The sequence below is a fragment of the Francisella sp. XLW-1 genome (assembly GCF_008711455.1).
Lineage (GTDB): Bacteria > Pseudomonadota > Gammaproteobacteria > Francisellales > Francisellaceae > Francisella > Francisella salimarina.
In genome coordinates this window covers 1-18,967 of the sequence record NZ_VXKP01000005.1, presented here as the reverse complement: position 1 = coordinate 18,967, position 18,967 = coordinate 1, and the positions used below count along the sequence as shown (strand labels likewise).

The following is an 18,967-nucleotide window of genomic DNA, read 5'->3' as shown; positions in this document are numbered from 1 at the left end:
ATCAACCTTCTAAAATATTTTTATAAATCTCTAACTGCTTAGCTATTATATAGTCATTTTGATATTGCTTTGCAGTATTTTTTGCATTTTGACTCATTAGCTCATAGTTACTATAGTCGTAAGAGTTTTGTATAGTTCTTTGTAAGTCATTTTTTGTAGTTATGAAGCCATTTTCTCTATTTTTGATAAAATCTCTACGCGTACCAATATCAAAACCAATAACAGGAACGCCAAAACTCATAGCCTCTATTATCGTCAAGCCAAATGTTTCATACAGTAGCGCTGGTTGGATTAGATACTTCGATTGTGAAATCAAAGATAGCGTCTCTTCCCTAGTACATTTCCCCTTAAAAATAATATTTTTAGATGAGTATTTATTAATTATCTCATCACTATCGGGACTATCGCCAACCACTGTCAACACAAACTTATCATCTAGAGATCTCCATGTATCTAAAAGCTCAAATATGCCTTTGGATTCTTCAAGCCTACCTACATAAATATAGTTTTGTTTAGTCTTTTGAGTATGCTGATCTACAGCCAAAGAGATACTATTTGGTTTGAGGATAATTTTATGGTTTGAAATACCAAGCTCTTTGACCTTTTGCCTTTGAAAATCAGTCAACACGAAATAATAATCAATATTCTTAAACATTTTGAAGAGCTTATAAAAACTAAATGCGACCTGAGCAACTAAGCTTTGTAATCGCGATTTCCTGTAGCACTTATTTTTTATACCAAAAATAGGCAATTTACTTTTGGTACATAATTCACATGCACCAAAGCCATCTCTATACAAAATACCAGATATACACCATAGTCTGTAATTGTGAAGTGTATGAACCACTTTAGCACCAGACTTTTTTGCAGCCTTAAAGACACTTGGTGTCAACAATGGAAAAAAATTATGCACATGAACTATATCAATATTGTTATCTCTAACTATCTTTTTAATATTTCGATAATGCTTGCGTGAAAACCATATTCCAAATAATAAGCTAAATTTGCTAATATCATCATTAGAAACCTGATATGCCAAAACATTATCTTCGCCATGTAATTCTCGCAAAGACTTCAACTCATTATCATAAACTATATCTTCGCCACCAATATTATTTGACTGATAGCGGTTATGGACAATCAAAATTTTCATAAATAAGCCTCAACTTGCTCAATATCCTTTGCATTTAGAGAGAATTTCTCTACACCAGTGATAAGCTCATGATATTTATCTGAGCTAATTGCTTGGATTAATGAAGTTAGTTCATCAACATTTTGTGGGTCTATCCAATAGCCATTTATATTATCTTTGACAATATCTCTAGCTCCACAGTTTTGACTAATAATCACAGGCAAACCGAAATAAAACGCCTCTTCAACTACTAATCCCCATGGTTCAACCAAGCTAGGTAGCACAAAAACATCATGACTAAGAAATTCATTTTTAAGTTTCTTATTCTCAATAGCCGATTTAAACACAATGTTATCATTAGCGATTTTTTGTAAATATTCCCTCTGTTCTCCCTCACCAATTATTGTTAGGCTATAACCTTTTAGGCTATTAAATACCTGAACTAATATTTTTAAATTTTTGATCGCGGATAATCTTCCAACATAAAGAAATTTTTTGTGATATTCTCTTACTTCTTTATTGAAGCTTGGTTTATTGATAATACCAACACCTTTTGTAATTCTTATATCACCACGATATCCAAGTTTTAGTAATAATTCTCGATGAAGAGTACCAGATGCAAAAACTGTAGCTATTCGCGATAGAAATATTTTTTTTATTAATGCTTGTATTCCTGTAGCCTTACTTTCATTAATAGTTGACTCAAGAGCTAGACAATTTTTGTTTTTACGATTAGCAAATATAACATACCAAAACTCACGCAAATCCCAACCACTTACTAATATTCTTTTATATTGAATACTTTTTAAGATACTTCTTAATCTTTTGATATTTGCTGAAGAGTTTCGCTGTTGTAAGTTGCCTGAGAATAAAACCTGATACTCAAAAGATACATTATCTAAACCAACAAAATCATCTGCTCTTTTTTCATTTGTATTCGAGGCTAAGAAAACAACAAAGATATTTAGCTTCTTAGCTAACTGATTATACAAGTTAACCTTATAAAAAGCTGGAATGTGAGTGACTATGACATAATCATACATGATATTTATCTTGCCTTTAATTAAATCTATATCTAACTATATGATATAACAATACTAGCTTTTAGTAACCCCTAAAGTAACTGCGTAGCTTAACTAACAGCGAAATAATATAACTCTTGATTACAGGCAGATACGAAAGATTATAAGATTTATTTATTTGAAACTTTTCTTTGAGAATCTTATTCAAGTTTTGTGACGATATACCATCAAGATCATACTTAGAAATAGTCATATCTAGATATTTAGACTTTTTACCAAGCTTAAAGTACTGCATTGTAAAATCTTGATCTGCACATATCTTGTATTTAAGGTTGTATTTTATTGCTTTATCTAGCCTATAAAAAGTAGATTGATGGCACAACATCATTCCTAGCGCCATATCTCTCAAATTTAGTTCAGGTTTGTATTTTAGAATTTTATGACCAATATCAGTATTTCCATAAATGACAGCAGTATCTTGAGAAAATTTGCGCTCAAATACTTTCTGTAAAACATCATTAGAATAAAAACTATCTCCTGCATTCATAAAATTTAGCCATTGTCCTTTAGCTAGTGCAATACCTTTATTCATAGCATCATAAATACCTTGATCTGGCTCACTGATATACTTAGTAATTTTATCTTGATATTTTTTGATAACATTAAGTGTACCATCAGTAGAACCGCCATCAACTATAACATACTCAACATTTGAATATGTCTGGTTTAATACGCTTAAAATAGTCTCTTCTAGAAGCTTTTTGGCATTATATACAACTGTTATAACTGTAACCAAAGGATAATTAGCTTTTTGAATTTGAGAATTTGACAAGGATAGCTCCTAAGATATATTAGTGACTTTTCTTACCTAGTTTTTCACTAAGCTTGTAGCCTATATGTCTGAATATTCTAACATACTCATTGTGTCTTCTAATCATATTATCTGAAGTATATTTGACATAAAACTTATATATAAAAATATGCCACAGATCAAAAATATTCTTTCTTGGCTTGCCGCCAACAATATCATAAAACTCATTCATATAACCGCTTAGATCATGGCTCTTGTTAGTTTCATGATGTCTAAAGCCCGAAACATTACTATTACATATATGTAAATTTGCATGTTTTGCAAACTCGTGCCACATAAAGAAGTCGCCAGCTAGTTTATACTCAGCAAACTTTTTCATATCCATTTTATCTTGTAATGCTTTTGTCCAGAAAGTTGACTCTTGTTGTATCGATGGCAAACTCGTACCATGGATACCTTTTAGTATTCTCTTTCTCGATGGCACAAGTGGTAACATTGAGTTTTCAATAATACCATCCTTGTTGTACCAGGTATTTTTAGCATTTATCCACTGTGCTTTTTCGCCGTGTTTTTTCATCTCAGCAGCTATCGCTTTAAAGGCATTTGGTAGATAAAAATCATCCGAATTTATATAAGCAACTATATCACCAGTTACTATCGACAATCCCTTTGATAAAGCATCATACATGCCTTCATCTTTCTCACATATAAACTTGATATCAAGACTATTACAAAATATGTCTAATTCGCCTTTGTTATGCTTATCTACATACTTTTGGATAATATCACAAGTGCTATCTTTTGACTTACCATCTACTAGAATATATTCGATATCAAAGTCTCCTCTTTGAGTGATTACACTCAAGATAGTCTCTTCAATATATTTCTCAGAATTGTATGATACTGTTACTATAGAAAATTTCATTCATTACCTTTTTTATGCTTTAATCTTTCCAATTTTAATATTATTATCTTTACCCACAACTCCAGCCTCAAATCTAACACCTATTTCAGATGCAATTAGTTCGCTATCAAAACGAGCATCACTAATATCAAAAAACTTCACGTACACAGTATAATGTCCTTGAAATACATCACACTTAAAATTATTAACAATACTATATTTATCCAAATATTTAACATTTTCAATTAGATTATTATCCGAATATGAATCAAAAGTTGAAATAGTTTTACCAGTAACATCTTCAGCAAGAAATTTAACTTTTATTTTTTCAAAATCACGTTGAAAAGTAACATTTAATGACAAAACATAGTCTGATCCTGTTTCCAAGAAGGTCGTAGGAGAACCTTCATGATCATAAATACCTACACAATTTGTCAGTAAATCAACTTTATAATTTGGGTCGACAATACTAGTAGTAGAAGTAGATTCCTTCTCTTCAGACTCCTTCTCATCACCTAGAGCTCTAATCTCTTTAAGAGCACTCTCTTGATCAGCACTAAATAATGCCTTTTGATAATAGTGAGCAACCTGCTTAGGATCTCCATCAAGAAGTAAGCCTCTCTCATGAATAAAAACCGCTCGACTACAGAATTCCAACATCAGAGAAATGTTATGAGAAACAAAAATTACCGTTGTTCCTCCTTTAAGCAACTGCTTAATTTTAATAAAACACTTATTCTGAAAAATTGCATCACCAACAGCTAAAACTTCATCCACTATAAGTATATCTGGTTTAACAGCTGTAGAAATTCCAAACCCGAGTCTTGCCGCCATACCACTACTATAGCTCTTAACTGGTTGATATATATAATCTCCTATATCAGCGAAATCAGTAATCTGCTTGATAGTTTCATCTCGTTCAGAGCCTTCAATCTTATTAAGATCTAAACTGAACATAATATTTTGCATGCCCGTAAGTTCTGGGTTTATATTTCCACCTAGCTCAAGCATAGCATTTATATTGCCTCTGACATTAATCCTCCCAGAGGATGGTGTAACAACCCCTGCAATCATCTTTAACAAAGTTGATTTACCAGCTCCATTTAAACCAAATAACCCAAGAACCTCTCCTTTTTTTATTTCTAGATTAATATCTTTGAGAGCACAAAAATCCTTATAATACTTTTTCCTTGTAATACTAAAAGCTTCTTTAACACGATCTCTAGCAGAATCATAAATTTTATAGTTCTTCGACACATTTTGTAATTTTATTACAATATCTTTTTTCATTTAAATAACATCTCCAAAATGCGGTGTTAATCTTTTGAAAACTAACGCACCAAAAAATAATATTGACAAAGTAATTACTAAAAATATTATAGTTGATACTGGCTGCTGCCAAAACCAAACTTTCTCAATAAATATATTACGAAAGCCCTGAATAATATATGCCATAGGATTAAAATCTAGTATAAATCTAAATCTTTCTGGAACTTTCTCTGGAGACCAAAATACTGGTGTAAACCAAAATCCGAACTGTACAATCAACCCAACAACTTCGGAAACATCTCTAACAAAAACCCTAAGTGCAGATGTCAACCAGCCCAACCCTAAAAGTAATACGATAGTACATAACATATAATAAGGCAACTGTAACCAATATAAATCAGGAAATCTACCAGATAATACAAATACTACTATTAGAAAACACAAGAGTATCAAGTGTATAATAATACATGACAATATACTAACCAAAGGGAGAATATTAACGCTAAATGAAACTTTCTTAACCAAAAACTGGTTTTTAATCAAAGACTCGCACGCTTTACTAAAAGCTTCTGAGAAAAAGAACCAAGGAATCATTCCAGTTAAAAGAAAAAGAATAAAAGAAGTATTTTCAGATGTAGAACCACCTGGTCTTATACCATATGAAAATACTATCCATATAACTAGTATAAAAACTGCGGGTCTTATCACAGCCCAGACTATACCTAAATATGATCCAAGATAAGCCTCTTTGAAGTCGTTATATGCCAAAATCATTAACAACTTTCTATTATTTATCAAATGTTTAATAAATCTATAAAATTCTTTCAAATATCTCACGCTAAACGAATACCAAAGTCCTACACAAACACATACTTAATTATATCAAAACTTTTAAAAGTTAGCACTCTCATTTCTAATGAAGTGAAAAAGTATAAAGCTAGATAATATCATTACAACCATAAATATTTATCGGTCCGATAACAACCTTCCAACAAGCTGCCTAATCACTCCATTTTCTTACATAATATAGTTCATTAAATAAGAGTACAATATCAAGCATATTAAAAACATTATCCGATCTAAGAAATCATCTAGATTTACTTAGTTATTAATAAACTTATATCTATAGCATATTTGAATAATATTTTTTTTTAATATCCCTTGCCTAAATGTATTTATAATATTACTTCTTCTATATATCTCTAAAGTTTAGCTGTAAGAATCTTGTATTCACTAGTTTATCGCAAAAATAAACTAAGATATTTATATTTTTCTAATGGATTACCATATCTTTTCAAATATATATCTCCAATCATATAAGAGCCATAATCATTTAGGTGAGCATTGTTAAGTCCATAATAATCCATCTGCATACCATCAAGATAAAGTATTACACCATCAATCTGATTAGAGCAATAGCCATTTTTGCATATAACTTTTTTAGGGTCTATCACTATCAAGTTTTTATACTTTTCTTGTAATGAATTTATATACTTAAGCTCGATACTTTGTGATGCTAGAATATCAGACAAAGGTCTACCACATCCATCTATTCCCAACCATTTATCAACCCTCGTCATTCCACAAGCAGGAGCCATCCCTTTGAGTGAAGGCCAGTCCAACAAAATAACAGGCTGAATATTTCTCTTTTCAAGCATACTTACTATTTTGTCCATAAAAAATAAAGCTTTGTTATCTTTTGGAAGCTTGGCATGAACAGTATATGAATTCCACCAACCGGCTAGTACAAAATACTTAGGATGTGTCTTATCCAACAATACTTCGATATACTTTTCGACTTTCTTATCTTGGATCATATTATAAACAGCTAGCTGAGTCCCACCGGCTACAAGCGTAGTCATATTCAAATCAGCTGTCCATTTACTTATCATTGGTGCTGCAACTTTTGCATGCGAGTCACCAAATATTACAACATCATAGTGATGTTTAATTAAAGAGCTAAGCTCAGCTGTATTCTTATATCCTTGATCTTGCCAAATACTGTCATACTTAAGCTTATGCTTTGATTGCCACTCTGGATATTCATAAACAAAAGATCCATCTTCATGCTGAGAAACAATTTTAAAGTCTCCTATTGCTTTATTAAATCCAAAATTTGGAATATATTTGGTGCTTAATGCAAAAGCAATAGCGACAATCATGGGCAATAACCATAATAAGCCAAGAGTTTTTAGTATAGAAAATTTATATTTAAATCTTAATGGTTTCTCAACAAGATAATATGAACAAATAGATAAAGCAAAACTTAATAACAATATGACAATTTTTACAACTGTAGTTTTCTCTATACTCAAATAGTTGACATACGCAATAATTGGCCAATGCCATAGATATAAAGAATAAGATATAAGCCCTACAGCTACAACAATATTAATTGAGAAAAATTTATTTACCAATGGTAATTCTATAGCAGAAAAGCCAGCATAAATATATAAAGCAGCGCCAATACAAACTACCAACATCCAACAACTTGGATATTGAACATCTATAAATAATATTGGCACTAGCATAAGTATTAGAGCTATCACGCTCAACATATTCGCAAAAACACTAGTTTGTATAGGCTTTCTATTTAAACCGTAAACAGAAACTAAACAACCTACTAAAAGCTCAAATACTCTTGTGGTAGGGAAGTAATAATATGATTGAGCACTTTTATAGAAGAAAAAGTATAAAGAAAATGAAAAAAGTAGCAGAGTAACTACTAACATTTTAGATTTTACACCGAAGCTTTCGTTTTGCTTCCATGAGATGCCTAAATACAAATATCAACATTACTGGCCAAAAGAAATAAAATTGCTCCTCAATGCCTAGTGACCATGTATGTAATAAAGGAATTATAGATGCATCTGAAGCAAAATAGCCAAATGATAAAGAGTTATAAAAGTATATATTAGAGACCGATGCTAATGCACTCACCATTGTTTTAGCATACTGTCTCAGCTCTGCTGGTAACAGCACCAACCACGCGAAGAAGCTAGAAAATACTAGAACTGCGATCAATGCTGGTAGAATCCTTCTAGCTCTCCTTAAGTAAAAATTTTTAAGAGAAAAACGTCCTTCTTGAAGATCTCTGATAATTATTGAAGTTATAAGATACCCTGATATTACAAAAAAAATGTCTACACCCAAAAAGCCTGATTTAAAAAAGCTTATATCCAAATGAAAAAATATTACTGACAATACTGCTAATGCTCTTAAACCATCTATATCTTTTCTGTACTTTATATGACTCAATGTATTAATCTCAAAGTTGCACTTATAAATAATAATACTACATAAAATAATTGTTTCATTTCATTTTTAAAATAATTATCTATCTTATCTCTTTAGCTTCTCAAAAATATTGTAAAGCCCACTTACTTTAACAAACTTTATAATCAGTGATTTGATACTATTATCATTAACTTGCTTTTCAAGAAACTCAATATACTCACTACATTCTCTAATAGTCTCATTATCTCTTTTTTTAAATCTTGCAAAACTCTCTACAGTAACTTCAAAATCTCTTATTGAGAATTCTTTTAACACTTCTGACATAAAATTTGGTGTAGTAGCACCTACACTTTCACTTAATGTATTAGCGAATGAGTAAAGAAATTTATCTCTGTACTCCTCACCAAATATATAGCTAAAATCTACACAACCATGCAAAAACATAATTAGCTGTGCTTGCTCATCCGCGCCACTCCATATACCACCATCATTCATCCTATATACAGACATGATTTTATCTATATATTTTATTGAACCAAATTTTGAAAATACCAACAACATATATACATCATTACGTTTAACAGATGAGTATTTAGCAAGGTATTCATTAATCTGACTTTTATGTGCATCATATCTAAAAACTAAAGATGTTGTATGCAAATAAGCGGAATCAATAAAATCATCAAATTTATAACTATCTTTCTTATTACTAAAATCTACAAATAATCTATCAGTCAACTCTCCATTGATTAAAAATCTGGTATTATGACCACAACCCATGAATTCAGGATTCTGTTCCAAAAAATCAACTTGCTGCTGTAATTTAGTAGAATCTGTCCAATAATCATCTCCTTCACACAATGCTATATATTTACCTCTGACGACGGGTAAAATAAAGTCTCTTATAGGCAAAGCCCCTTTTGAGTATTGATTTTGTTGTTGATAAACTAATCTAATAATATTTGGATATTGCTCAAGATAACTATTAAGTATTTCTGTAGTTCTATCAGTCGAGCAATCATCACTTATGATTATTTCAAATGGAAAATCTGTTTGTTGAGATAAAAAACCTTCTAAAGCCTTTTCAATATATTTCTCTTGATTATATGCAGTGCAACAAACACTCAATATTGGTTTATTATTTTGCCAATGTGATAATATTTGACTCTCACTTCTTAATTTAGACATTACTTATAAAACTTAGATAACTATATGCTAGACATTATAATCATAAATACAATAAGATTAAATAACTCGCTAGTATTACTCTATACGCCATTTATATTTTTTATTTTTTCATAAAGTTTGTTTTTTAGATAACCTTCTCCAAACTCTATATTAATATTATTTTCCTGGATATACCTATTAAGCTTACTGAGGTCTAAAATATATTTATCTTGTTTCTGTATAATTATAGTGTTAGCCTTTTTGTTAAGAAGATTTTCAAAAGTTTCTATAATCTCTAAAATCTTATATCTATATGGATTAGCAAGATCAATAGTAGAACATAGGGCACCATTTGCCAAATATGAATCAACAAACTTCCTAACATCTTCTATCTCAATAACATATCTATATGCATCTGAATATACACTCATTATATTATTACTTTTAATAGCATGATAAATATAATTTATTAGAGTATTATGCAGTTTTAGATTTCCAAATAGTTGTGGAAGCCTAATAATAAAATATTTATTTGAAAGCTTCTTTATAATGCTTTCCATCTGTATTTTATGAGCATAATATGAGTTTTTAGGATAATTTTCAGCTGATAATGCACAACTACTAAAATATACAAACTTTTTATCAGAATTATCTTTGAGTATAGTTTCGAGAAGTTTTTTTTCTCTATCAAATTCTTTTTGATCAGTACAGCTAGAATTAGAGACTCCGCTAGCAAAAATAACGATACTATCATTGTCTCGGTAATTATGAAATACTTGAGCTAACTGACCTCCTCCGACTACCACGATGTACCATCCTTATAGACTGTTACATACTTATAGCCATTCTTATTTACAACAGCTGGCGTTATTCTCTCTAAAGCATGCATGAAACTGCCATCATATGGAAGAGGCTCTGGCTGTATCACTATATCCTTTTCCAACTCAAACATATCTTTGATGGCATCAACCCTTGCCCAAAACATATTTCCTAATGGGAACAACGGAGTCTCATTTACTTCTGATAGTCCTAGAATAGCACCTAACTCATCGATATATGACTTATTATCTCCCATATCCATAAAATGCCTATCCTCAGCAAAAACAAGACCCACTTTCTCATTTTCAAACAAACTTAGAACAGAGTTTGCTATAGTTTGAGAACCTACTAGATTATCTAATAGATACTTTCTCCATCTATCTCCTAAATTATTTGCAACACCTACAGATTTCTTACTATGGAAATGACCAATAACATCATATTTGCGATTAAATATCTTATTTTTAAGATCAAATATCATTGGCGCAACATCACGACCAATATTTTCAACTTTTATAACTTCTATATTATTAGCACCACTATCTTTAAACATCTCTTTAATGCTCAAAGCATCTTCATCTCCAATAGTTGTAATATACAGATCATACCCTGGGAGATTTTTAAAATATTGATTAAATTCCTCAGCCAAATCAACATAATACAGATGTAGATGCACTGCAAGCTTGCCACTATATTTTGTCTCAAAATCAAATGGCGTCTTGTGGCACTCATGTGTAGAATTAACATTATTTTTTATAGCTTCATATAATGGAACTTTATTGTATGAATCATTTTCTAGAGCCCATTTATAGGTTGAAAAGCCAGCACACGGATTTGGAGTCAGACGATATAATCCTTTACGTTGACTTAGTATGTAGTGATAAACAGACTGAACATAACAAAACTCATAGTTATCTTCTAACTCAGAAAGCTTAATATATTCACGATCAAAATATTTTGATTTTTCAATATTTGCTAAAATATTCTGATTTTCAGCATTATATTTTTCGCAAATATCTATCTGCTCAATTAAAAAATCAACATATTTACCAAAATCAAGATGTTGCTTGACTATTTTTGAGTTATGAGTGTCCTCAACGGTAGCTTTTTTTAGATATTTAGCAATCTCATATCCAAGCTGGTGAGTGTCTAAATAATCTACAATTATTGCCTTTGCATTATGTTTCTCAAGAAATTCTACAGATCCAGACGCTCCTCTAAAACATGCTACAGGAACATTAGCTTCAAGAGCATCAACCACTACATTTGGAAAAGGATCCATTCTAGAAGTTAAACAAAACATATCCGCTATAGATAGAATACTATCTAAATTCTGTTGATGACCTAAAAATACAAAGTCATCTTCTAGCCCCAAACTCTTAACTTCTCTTTTTAATAAAAATGAAAATGAACAATCTGATTCCTTAAGTCCACTCCCAACCCAAACAAACTTACATTTACCATCATAGTATTTCTTTATATATTTTGAAAGGTATATGAACAAATCCACACCTTTCCTAATATGAACAGAACCTGCCGCAACAATTATTTTGTAGTCGTTCCTATCTTGAACATCTATCTTCTTTAATATCTGCTCGACACTATCTGGACTACCATAGCTACTAGGTATGTATGGAAGTTTACCTTGAGGTTGTATAACAATATTTGACGGCTCATTAAAAATCATAGCGGCCTTGGCTAACTGCTCCATTATTGAAGTTTTGATAATTTCAGCTGGAACTATAACTCTATCAGCCTCAATAATTGTATCTAACATTATCTTTGCCGACTCAACATAACCTGCAAATTCATGAATTAATGATAAAGTTGGTAGCTTTAGGTCACTAGCACTACTTAGAACCGAATAAGTTGTTACTGAATTACCAATAACAGCCTTTATTGAGAAATCTTTGCTAACCTCTTTTAAAATCTTTAATGATGTACTTTTAGTACTCTCAGCTAACTCTTCTATCAGTAAGACACAATCTTTTTTAAAATCATCATGTATTTCAGCTTTGTCCATCACATAATGGATAAGATTAAACTTCTCACTTAGAGACATACCTATATTAAGTCCTAAAAGAGGTGCTCCAGTCGCTGACGACTGATGAGAGATTAGTATTATAGTTTCTTTACTTTCATCAAATGCTTTTGATCCTGCTAGAAACCCCTGTCTAATAAGCTCAGACTCACTTCTCGGTCTAAACTTACGATAGACTTTACTGACAACTTCTCTTCTAGCGCTTCCTATTGGAAACATCTTAGACAAAACAGACTTATTCATTTTCAATAATCACCTTAAAAAATATCAGCAGGCTTCACTGTATTATAAGTAAAACCTAATAATTTCTAAATATTCTCTCAAAATCTCAAAAGTGTTTCCAGCACAACTCTTTCTCGTATTGTATTTATGTCTACTATAGCATGATATTACTAGTCAAATAAAAGCAATATATAATAGTATTAACAACGTATTAAATCTAATTTCTTATTAATATAGCTGTCCACAACTATAATAGTTTTACCATCAGCAATATTACATGCTGAAATAGTATCAAAATCGTTTTGAGATACCCACTGTGCTGATTTACCATAATCTATATACCCATAACCATCACTAGGTTTGCTATTTGCACCGTATAGCAAAGGAACTCCGTTAATAGCATATATTAGCATTCCCGTCCAGTTCTTATTACCAGGATAAGGATATTTTTTTATATACATTTCTAATTCAGTATTATATATCTCTTTTGGTATATATAATACTGAATTTCTTTTAGTTAAATTATGCTGTTGCATATATTTATATAAATAATTTCTAAAGCCATATAAAGTACTCTTACCATTCAATAATGGCGTATAACTTTGATAATAGTTTGGTAGTCGTATGCTCAATTGAGAATTACTAAAAACTGCTAAATAGCTATGAGAAGCTAGTAACAGTAATGTCACAAATAAGATGTTATAAGGCATTCTGCCTTTAGAATTATTATATTGGTTAATTAGCATATATATAACAAGCATACTTAATATTGAATTATAACCAATTTCGAAATACATTATATCTGCAGTACTTAACTCTTTATTCGAAGATACTACAAAACCTAAAACCATAAGTGTTAAAAAAGCCGGCAAAAAAAAATAAAACCTTTTATTTTTTCTAAACAAAGCACTCTGAATAAATATTATAAAAAGTAGTATATAAGATTCACATAATCTAAAAGATGGATGAATAAAGTATGATATATATTGCTCGATGATCTGTAGTAAGGTTAAACTCTCTTGAATTACTTCTCCTCCTGCAACTCCAACTAAAAGTTTCTGGAAAAAATAGAAAAATATTAACCAAATAATACCTGTAACATAAACATATTTATTTCTGTAATGATTGAATAAAAGCAAAAAACCTATAAATGAAGCATACATAAAGCCAGTTGACACTTTTCCTATAGAAATAGTAATAATTAAAATGCTTATTACAACAAATGATTTAAATGTGTATTCACTATTAGAAACTTTTTCAATAGTAAAACCAAAGCTCAATAGAAGCAAAACAGAAGTAAACCACAAGCCTTCGGAACCAACAGCATTTCCCCACATATCATTAAACAAATATATCAGTATCAGAAGAGATAATAACAGAGCTATAATACTATTTTTTCTAAAAATTGAAGTTACAAAAACTAAGATACTAGATAAGTATAAAGATATTTTAAAACAAAAAAATAAACCATAACTATCATAAGGCTGAACTCCTACAAGACAAACAATGATAGCATCTATATAATGGCTCAATGCATGATATATAGTAATAGGCGTATTATTCTCAGCAATACTAGGATAACCAAAATTAAGTATACTTTGAATAAGTGACACATGAAATGCTGTATCTCTATGCCAAAGACCCGATTCCGCATTTAATAATGGATAAAAAGGATCATAACTACCTGGCTTCATCCAAAATAACATAATTGATTTTGTAAATACAATTAAAACAAACACAATAAAGATAGAAGTTACAATATCAACATAGCCGACATTCAACCTATCTTTAAAAAAATCTCTCACAAACAATTTAACCATAAATAGGAATAAAATTAAAAAAGCTAATGCAGCAAATAAAACTCTAAGATAGCTAAATTGTTGAAAATTTTGCTCTGTATATATAAAAATCCATAAATAGTAAATTACAAATGATATGGTTGCAATGGAACGAATATCTACTCTCAAATATTTATCAGGTATATTGCTAATTTTATTTAACATTTTTTAGAACTCATATAGTCAAACAAATGTCTACAAATATGGCGAATATCTTTTTTAGTCAAATCATAATACAAAGGTAATCTAACCAATCTTTCACTATCTTTCGTGGTATAAATATCATTACCATTAAATGATGTATACTTTTCACCAAATGGTGATGAGTGTAATGGCACATAGTGAAATACAGCCATAATTCCATTATCCTTTAGATAATCTATAAGGTTTGTTCTTTCTTCCAATGATTTTGTCCTTATATAAAACATATGGGCATTATGCTTACATTCGCTTGGTACTTTAGGTAAAGAAATATAACCTTTTTCTTCTAGCTCTTTTAACTCTTTAGCATATTCATCCCATAGAACAATTCGTTTATCATTAATTTCATCAGCCATCTTTAACTGAGAGTATAAATAAGCAGCATTTATATCACTCGGCAAATAAGAACTACCCATATCTACCCAAGTATACTTATCGACTTGCCCTCGTAAAAACTTACTTCTATCTGTACCTTTTTCTCTAATTATCTCCGCTCTCTCTACAAAATCAGGATTATTTATAATAATAGCTCCTCCCTCACCCATAGAATAATTCTTAGTTTCATGAAAACTAAAACAACCAATATCCCCTATAGTTCCCAAGGCTATACCCTTGTATGTTGACATAACTCCTTGTGCAGCATCTTCTACTACATATAAACCATACCTATTTGCAATTTCCATAATAGTATCCATCTCACATGCCACTCCAGCATAGTGTACAGGGACTATTGCTTTTGTTTTACGCGTTATAGCAGACTCAATCTTTGCTTCATCAATATTCATCGTATCTGAGCGAATATCTACAAAAACCACCTTAGCCCCTCTCCATATAAAGGCGTTTGCAGTAGATACAAAAGTATATGATGGCATAATAACCTCATCACCCTCTTGAATACCTATGAGTATAGCTGCCATCTCTAGAGCATGAGTACATGAGGTCGTTAATAATGCTTTTTTACATTCAAATTTATCTTCGAACCATTGATTACATTTTTTAGTGAAAATACCATCACCAGAGACCTTTTCTGTGTTAAAAGACTCTTTTATAGTATCTATAGTATTATCCACTATACAAGGTTTGTTAAATGGTATCATTGGGAATTCCTATGTTATTAAACTACTTTAAAAAATAAGAGTGTTTCCTTTATAAAAAAATAATAATAAAAGCAAAACTCCTGAAACAAGATGAAATACAAGTATACAGTAACAAAAAATCTTTTTGAAGCATAGCTTTTGTGCCATCAGAAATCTTGTGCAATAAATAAAAAGTATAAAGTTAGCAGCTATTGCTCCCCAAAAATAATTACCAGCACTATAATTTGGCCACTCTGCTAACAAAGCCACCATTAATGTTGCAATCAAAACAGTGCCCCAAGCAATCTTTACATATATATCTTTTTTTATTTGATTAAAATAAATCACCGATACCGCTAGAGGAAATGCAAATGAAAGCAAACATGATAGCCATATATGAGTCGAATACAAATTCCAAACCAAAAATGGCGCAAAAATTGTTTTTGATGGGTGTATAAAAGTATCATTGTTTATATATGTATAATAATACTGAAACATTAATAGCAGCGAAGATACCAATATAATAATAATAGCTTTTGTTATGCTACATTTCTTTTCTGATGACTTTATTGATAATAAAATTGTATAAATAACTAAACATGGAATAAACGCTAGTACAAAATTGGGCTTTGCTAATATACTTACTGCAATAAGGATTAAAATAATAATGAAATTAACATTATTAGTATAAATTTTTCTAATAGAATAATCGAATAACAATAAATAAAATGGCATTGCTAAAATTAAAGTGCTATTATGCCATTGGTTAGGTGATATACCACCCAAGTATATATGAACATATCCTCTTGAGTTACTGTAAAAACTAACTATAGGCATTACAAACATCATTGTAATGCTTATTATTACCAAAAATAAATCTTGATCCTTATGTTTATTACCAAAGGATATAATTCGATATGTTATTAGATATTTCATTATTATAAGAAATGATAGCAACATAATGCTAACATATGCCAATGTATCGTAACTGCTTGACATAAAGGAACATAGATATACTAGCACATACCAAAAGCTATAAACAGGAAATCCATTAGTTTTTTCAAACTTTAATATAAGTGAGGTATGATCAGGAATATCACTTACTCCATGAGGATTAGAGGACCATACTTGCAAATAATACGAATCATAAAATATTAATAAACAAATACAGAATAAAAAAAAAGTTGATATTAATAAATATTTATTTTTCACTCTTATCCCCCACAGAGGTATTAAATATAAAAACTCTCATTATATTATATGATACCAAAGCTGATAATCCGATAACAATAATCTGAGCAACATACACATTTATATCAAATGTGCTGACTGCCATATGAAGGGAACAAAGATTAAAGCATAGTAAAAATATATAAAATAATAGATATTTTGTGACTAGCCTCACGCTATATTTTCTAGTTTTAAAAACAAATGATTTATTCATGACTAAGCTAACAACGACTCCTAATATAAAAGCTATAGTGCTAGCAACTAGATAATTAGCATCCAATAATATAAATATTACAAAGATCAGATATGCAAATAAGTTATATACAACAGCTATAATACAAAACTTGATAAAAGATGCGTATTTACGAATAAAGTCACAAACCATGCTTACTATCCAGCACATACAGAGGTCTTTTTCTACTTTCATCAAAGTTTCTCCATAGATATTCACCAATAATACCAAGTGTGAGCATCTGAACCCCAGATGTAAATAATATAACTACCATGATAGATGACCAACCAGGGTTTGCTCCAAACAATATTTTCTGTAAGATAATATATATAGCCATTATGACGCATATGATACAATCAACTATACCTATAATAGAAATAGCTCTGATTGGCACATATGAAAATGCCAGTAGTGAATCAACTACGAGTTTTATTTTTTTTGAAAGTGTCCAGCCAGATTTACCAATATCTCTTGAGCGCCGAGTATAGTGAATTTCAGCTCGTTTAAAACCTAACCAAAGCACCTGTGCAAATAATGATGTGTTTTTCTCTTCTATGCTTGTTAGTACTTCTATGACTTGTTTATCCGCCAGAAAACAGTCAAAGCCACCCTTTGGCATATCTTTTATGGCAAACTTTCGCATTAACTTATAATATACTTTTGAAAAAAGTTTTTGCGACCATTTTTCATCTCTTGATTCTCTAATGGCAAGCACTACTTTATTTCCTTGTTTATACTTTTCAACCATTTCTACTAGCAAGCTAGGAGGATCTTGTAAATCTGCCGATATGACAGCAGCACAATCACCAGATATATGTTCTAACCCAGCATATATTGCCACATGTTGACCAAAATTTCTCGAGAGCTTAATAACTTTTACATTATTATCTATTTCTCGCAATTTCATAGCCTCTTGATATGAGTTATCCTTACAGCCATCATCGACAAATATTATTTCATAGTTATCTAAATATGGGATTACTTCTTCTTTTAGCTTTGAATAAGTGATAGGTATATTTTTTTCATTTTGATACAGTGGTATCACTATAGATAGTTTCATACTTAACCTTCACTCTCTAGATACTTAGCTTCTAAATTTAACAAACCTTTACTCCTTTGTTTTATTATCTTTGCTGGAGATCCAGCATAAATACACCAAGGCTTTGTATCTTTTAAAATAAGTGACATAGCACCTACAGAAGTTCCTTCAGCAAGTATTACTCCTGGCATAATAGTAGAGCCTGCCCCGACTATAGTATGTTTTTTTATTATAATGGCTTTTTTATATTCGTTTTTGTACTTCATGGGCACGGTTGAGTTTGTCATCATGTCACCGCTATAGTCATCTGACTGTGTAAAAACCATTACACCATAGGCGATAGTAGTAAAATCCTCAAAAACTATACCCTCAGTGCCTCCAGCGACCAAACACTTAGGGGTAATATGGACATTACGACCTATTTTAATATTGCCTGAGACTACGCAAAAGTCATCTATCCTAGAGTTGTCACCAATCTCTATTTGCTCATGATTATATATACTGGCTTTATCACTGATTTTTACATTCTTACCTAGTGATTTAAAACCAAACGTTGCTAACTGAATTTCTGAATAATATGCCACAATTAGCCTCCACTATAAATAAAATTCAATAGTTTCTTTAAACATTTTCTCAAAGTCTTGTGATGGTTTCCAACCTAGCTGGTTCTGAATCTTACTATTATCTATAGCATATCTCCAGTCATGTCCTTTTCTATCTTCGACAA

18 protein-coding genes are annotated in these 18,967 nt (G+C 30.7%); all 18 read right to left on the bottom strand.

Annotated features, from left to right (window positions below; all coding sequences use genetic code 11):
• Position 1: 1 nt before the first annotated feature.
• Positions 2-1,153 carry a glycosyltransferase family 4 protein gene (locus F3D59_RS08340; protein ID WP_149368619.1) on the bottom strand — a complete coding sequence of 384 codons (1,152 nt, stop codon included), beginning with the start codon at positions 1,151-1,153 and terminating at the stop codon, positions 2-4.
• The gene (locus tag F3D59_RS08335; RefSeq protein WP_150464513.1) at positions 1,150-2,175 is read right to left on the bottom strand and encodes a glycosyltransferase; all 1,026 of its coding nucleotides are present in this window, start codon (positions 2,173-2,175) and stop codon (positions 1,150-1,152) included. The genes F3D59_RS08340 and F3D59_RS08335 overlap by 4 nt, the downstream gene beginning before the upstream one ends.
• A gap of 61 nt (positions 2,176-2,236) precedes the next feature.
• Positions 2,237-2,986 carry a glycosyltransferase family 2 protein gene (locus tag F3D59_RS08330; protein WP_150464512.1) on the bottom strand — a complete coding sequence of 250 codons (750 nt, stop codon included), beginning with the start codon at positions 2,984-2,986 and terminating at the stop codon, positions 2,237-2,239.
• Positions 2,987-3,005: 19 nt separating this feature from the next.
• Entirely contained in the window at positions 3,006-3,890 is an 885-nt protein-coding gene (locus tag F3D59_RS08325; protein ID WP_150464511.1) for a glycosyltransferase, read from the bottom strand.
• 12 nt (positions 3,891-3,902) lie between these two features.
• A complete protein-coding gene (locus F3D59_RS08320; RefSeq protein ID WP_150464510.1) occupies positions 3,903-5,159 on the bottom strand; it encodes a polysaccharide ABC transporter ATP-binding protein in 1,257 nt (418 codons plus the stop codon).
• Positions 5,160-5,912 (bottom strand): ABC transporter permease, encoded by a 753-nt coding sequence (locus F3D59_RS08315; protein ID WP_150464509.1) that lies wholly within the window; start codon positions 5,910-5,912, stop codon positions 5,160-5,162. It abuts the gene before it with no gap.
• A 464-nt stretch (positions 5,913-6,376) separates the two neighbouring features.
• Positions 6,377-7,870 (bottom strand): acyltransferase family protein, encoded by a 1,494-nt coding sequence (locus F3D59_RS08310; protein ID WP_150464508.1) that lies wholly within the window; start codon positions 7,868-7,870, stop codon positions 6,377-6,379.
• A 1-nt stretch (position 7,871) separates the two neighbouring features.
• Entirely contained in the window at positions 7,872-8,396 is a 525-nt protein-coding gene (locus F3D59_RS08305; protein ID WP_191092461.1) for an acyltransferase family protein, read from the bottom strand.
• A gap of 84 nt (positions 8,397-8,480) precedes the next feature.
• Positions 8,481-9,563, bottom strand: a complete 1,083-nt coding sequence (locus F3D59_RS08300; protein ID WP_150464506.1) for a glycosyltransferase family 2 protein — start codon at positions 9,561-9,563, stop codon at positions 8,481-8,483.
• 80 nt (positions 9,564-9,643) lie between these two features.
• A complete protein-coding gene (locus F3D59_RS08295) occupies positions 9,644-10,348 on the bottom strand; it encodes an NAD(P)-dependent oxidoreductase (protein ID WP_150464505.1) in 705 nt (234 codons plus the stop codon).
• Positions 10,342-12,645 (bottom strand): rhamnan synthesis F family protein, encoded by a 2,304-nt coding sequence (locus tag F3D59_RS08290; protein ID WP_150464504.1) that lies wholly within the window; start codon positions 12,643-12,645, stop codon positions 10,342-10,344. Before F3D59_RS08290 ends, F3D59_RS08295 begins: the two co-directional genes overlap by 7 nt.
• Before the next feature lie 179 nt (positions 12,646-12,824).
• Positions 12,825-14,627: a hypothetical protein gene (locus F3D59_RS08285; RefSeq protein WP_150464503.1), complete on the bottom strand. Its 1,803-nt coding sequence runs from the start codon at positions 14,625-14,627 to the stop codon at positions 12,825-12,827.
• Complete coding sequence (gene rffA / locus F3D59_RS08280; protein ID WP_150464502.1) at positions 14,621-15,760, bottom strand: dTDP-4-amino-4,6-dideoxygalactose transaminase; 1,140 nt, start codon at positions 15,758-15,760, stop codon at positions 14,621-14,623. The genes F3D59_RS08285 and rffA overlap by 7 nt, the downstream gene beginning before the upstream one ends.
• A 27-nt stretch (positions 15,761-15,787) precedes the next feature.
• Positions 15,788-16,675 carry a hypothetical protein gene (locus F3D59_RS08275; RefSeq protein ID WP_150464501.1) on the bottom strand — a complete coding sequence of 296 codons (888 nt, stop codon included), beginning with the start codon at positions 16,673-16,675 and terminating at the stop codon, positions 15,788-15,790.
• Between the two features lie 265 nt (positions 16,676-16,940).
• Positions 16,941-17,372, bottom strand: coding sequence for a GtrA family protein (locus tag F3D59_RS08270; protein ID WP_191092460.1), 432 nt, complete (start codon positions 17,370-17,372; stop codon positions 16,941-16,943).
• Positions 17,344-18,261, bottom strand: coding sequence for a glycosyltransferase family 2 protein (locus tag F3D59_RS08265; protein WP_150464499.1), 918 nt, complete (start codon positions 18,259-18,261; stop codon positions 17,344-17,346). Before F3D59_RS08265 ends, F3D59_RS08270 begins: the two co-directional genes overlap by 29 nt.
• Positions 18,262-18,263: 2 nt before the next feature.
• A complete protein-coding gene (locus F3D59_RS08260; protein ID WP_150464498.1) occupies positions 18,264-18,824 on the bottom strand; it encodes an acyltransferase in 561 nt (186 codons plus the stop codon).
• Between the two features lie 12 nt (positions 18,825-18,836).
• Positions 18,837-18,967, bottom strand: a 131-nt coding sequence (locus F3D59_RS08255) for a GDP-mannose 4,6-dehydratase (RefSeq protein WP_191092459.1), incomplete at its 5' end; no start/stop codon positions are given.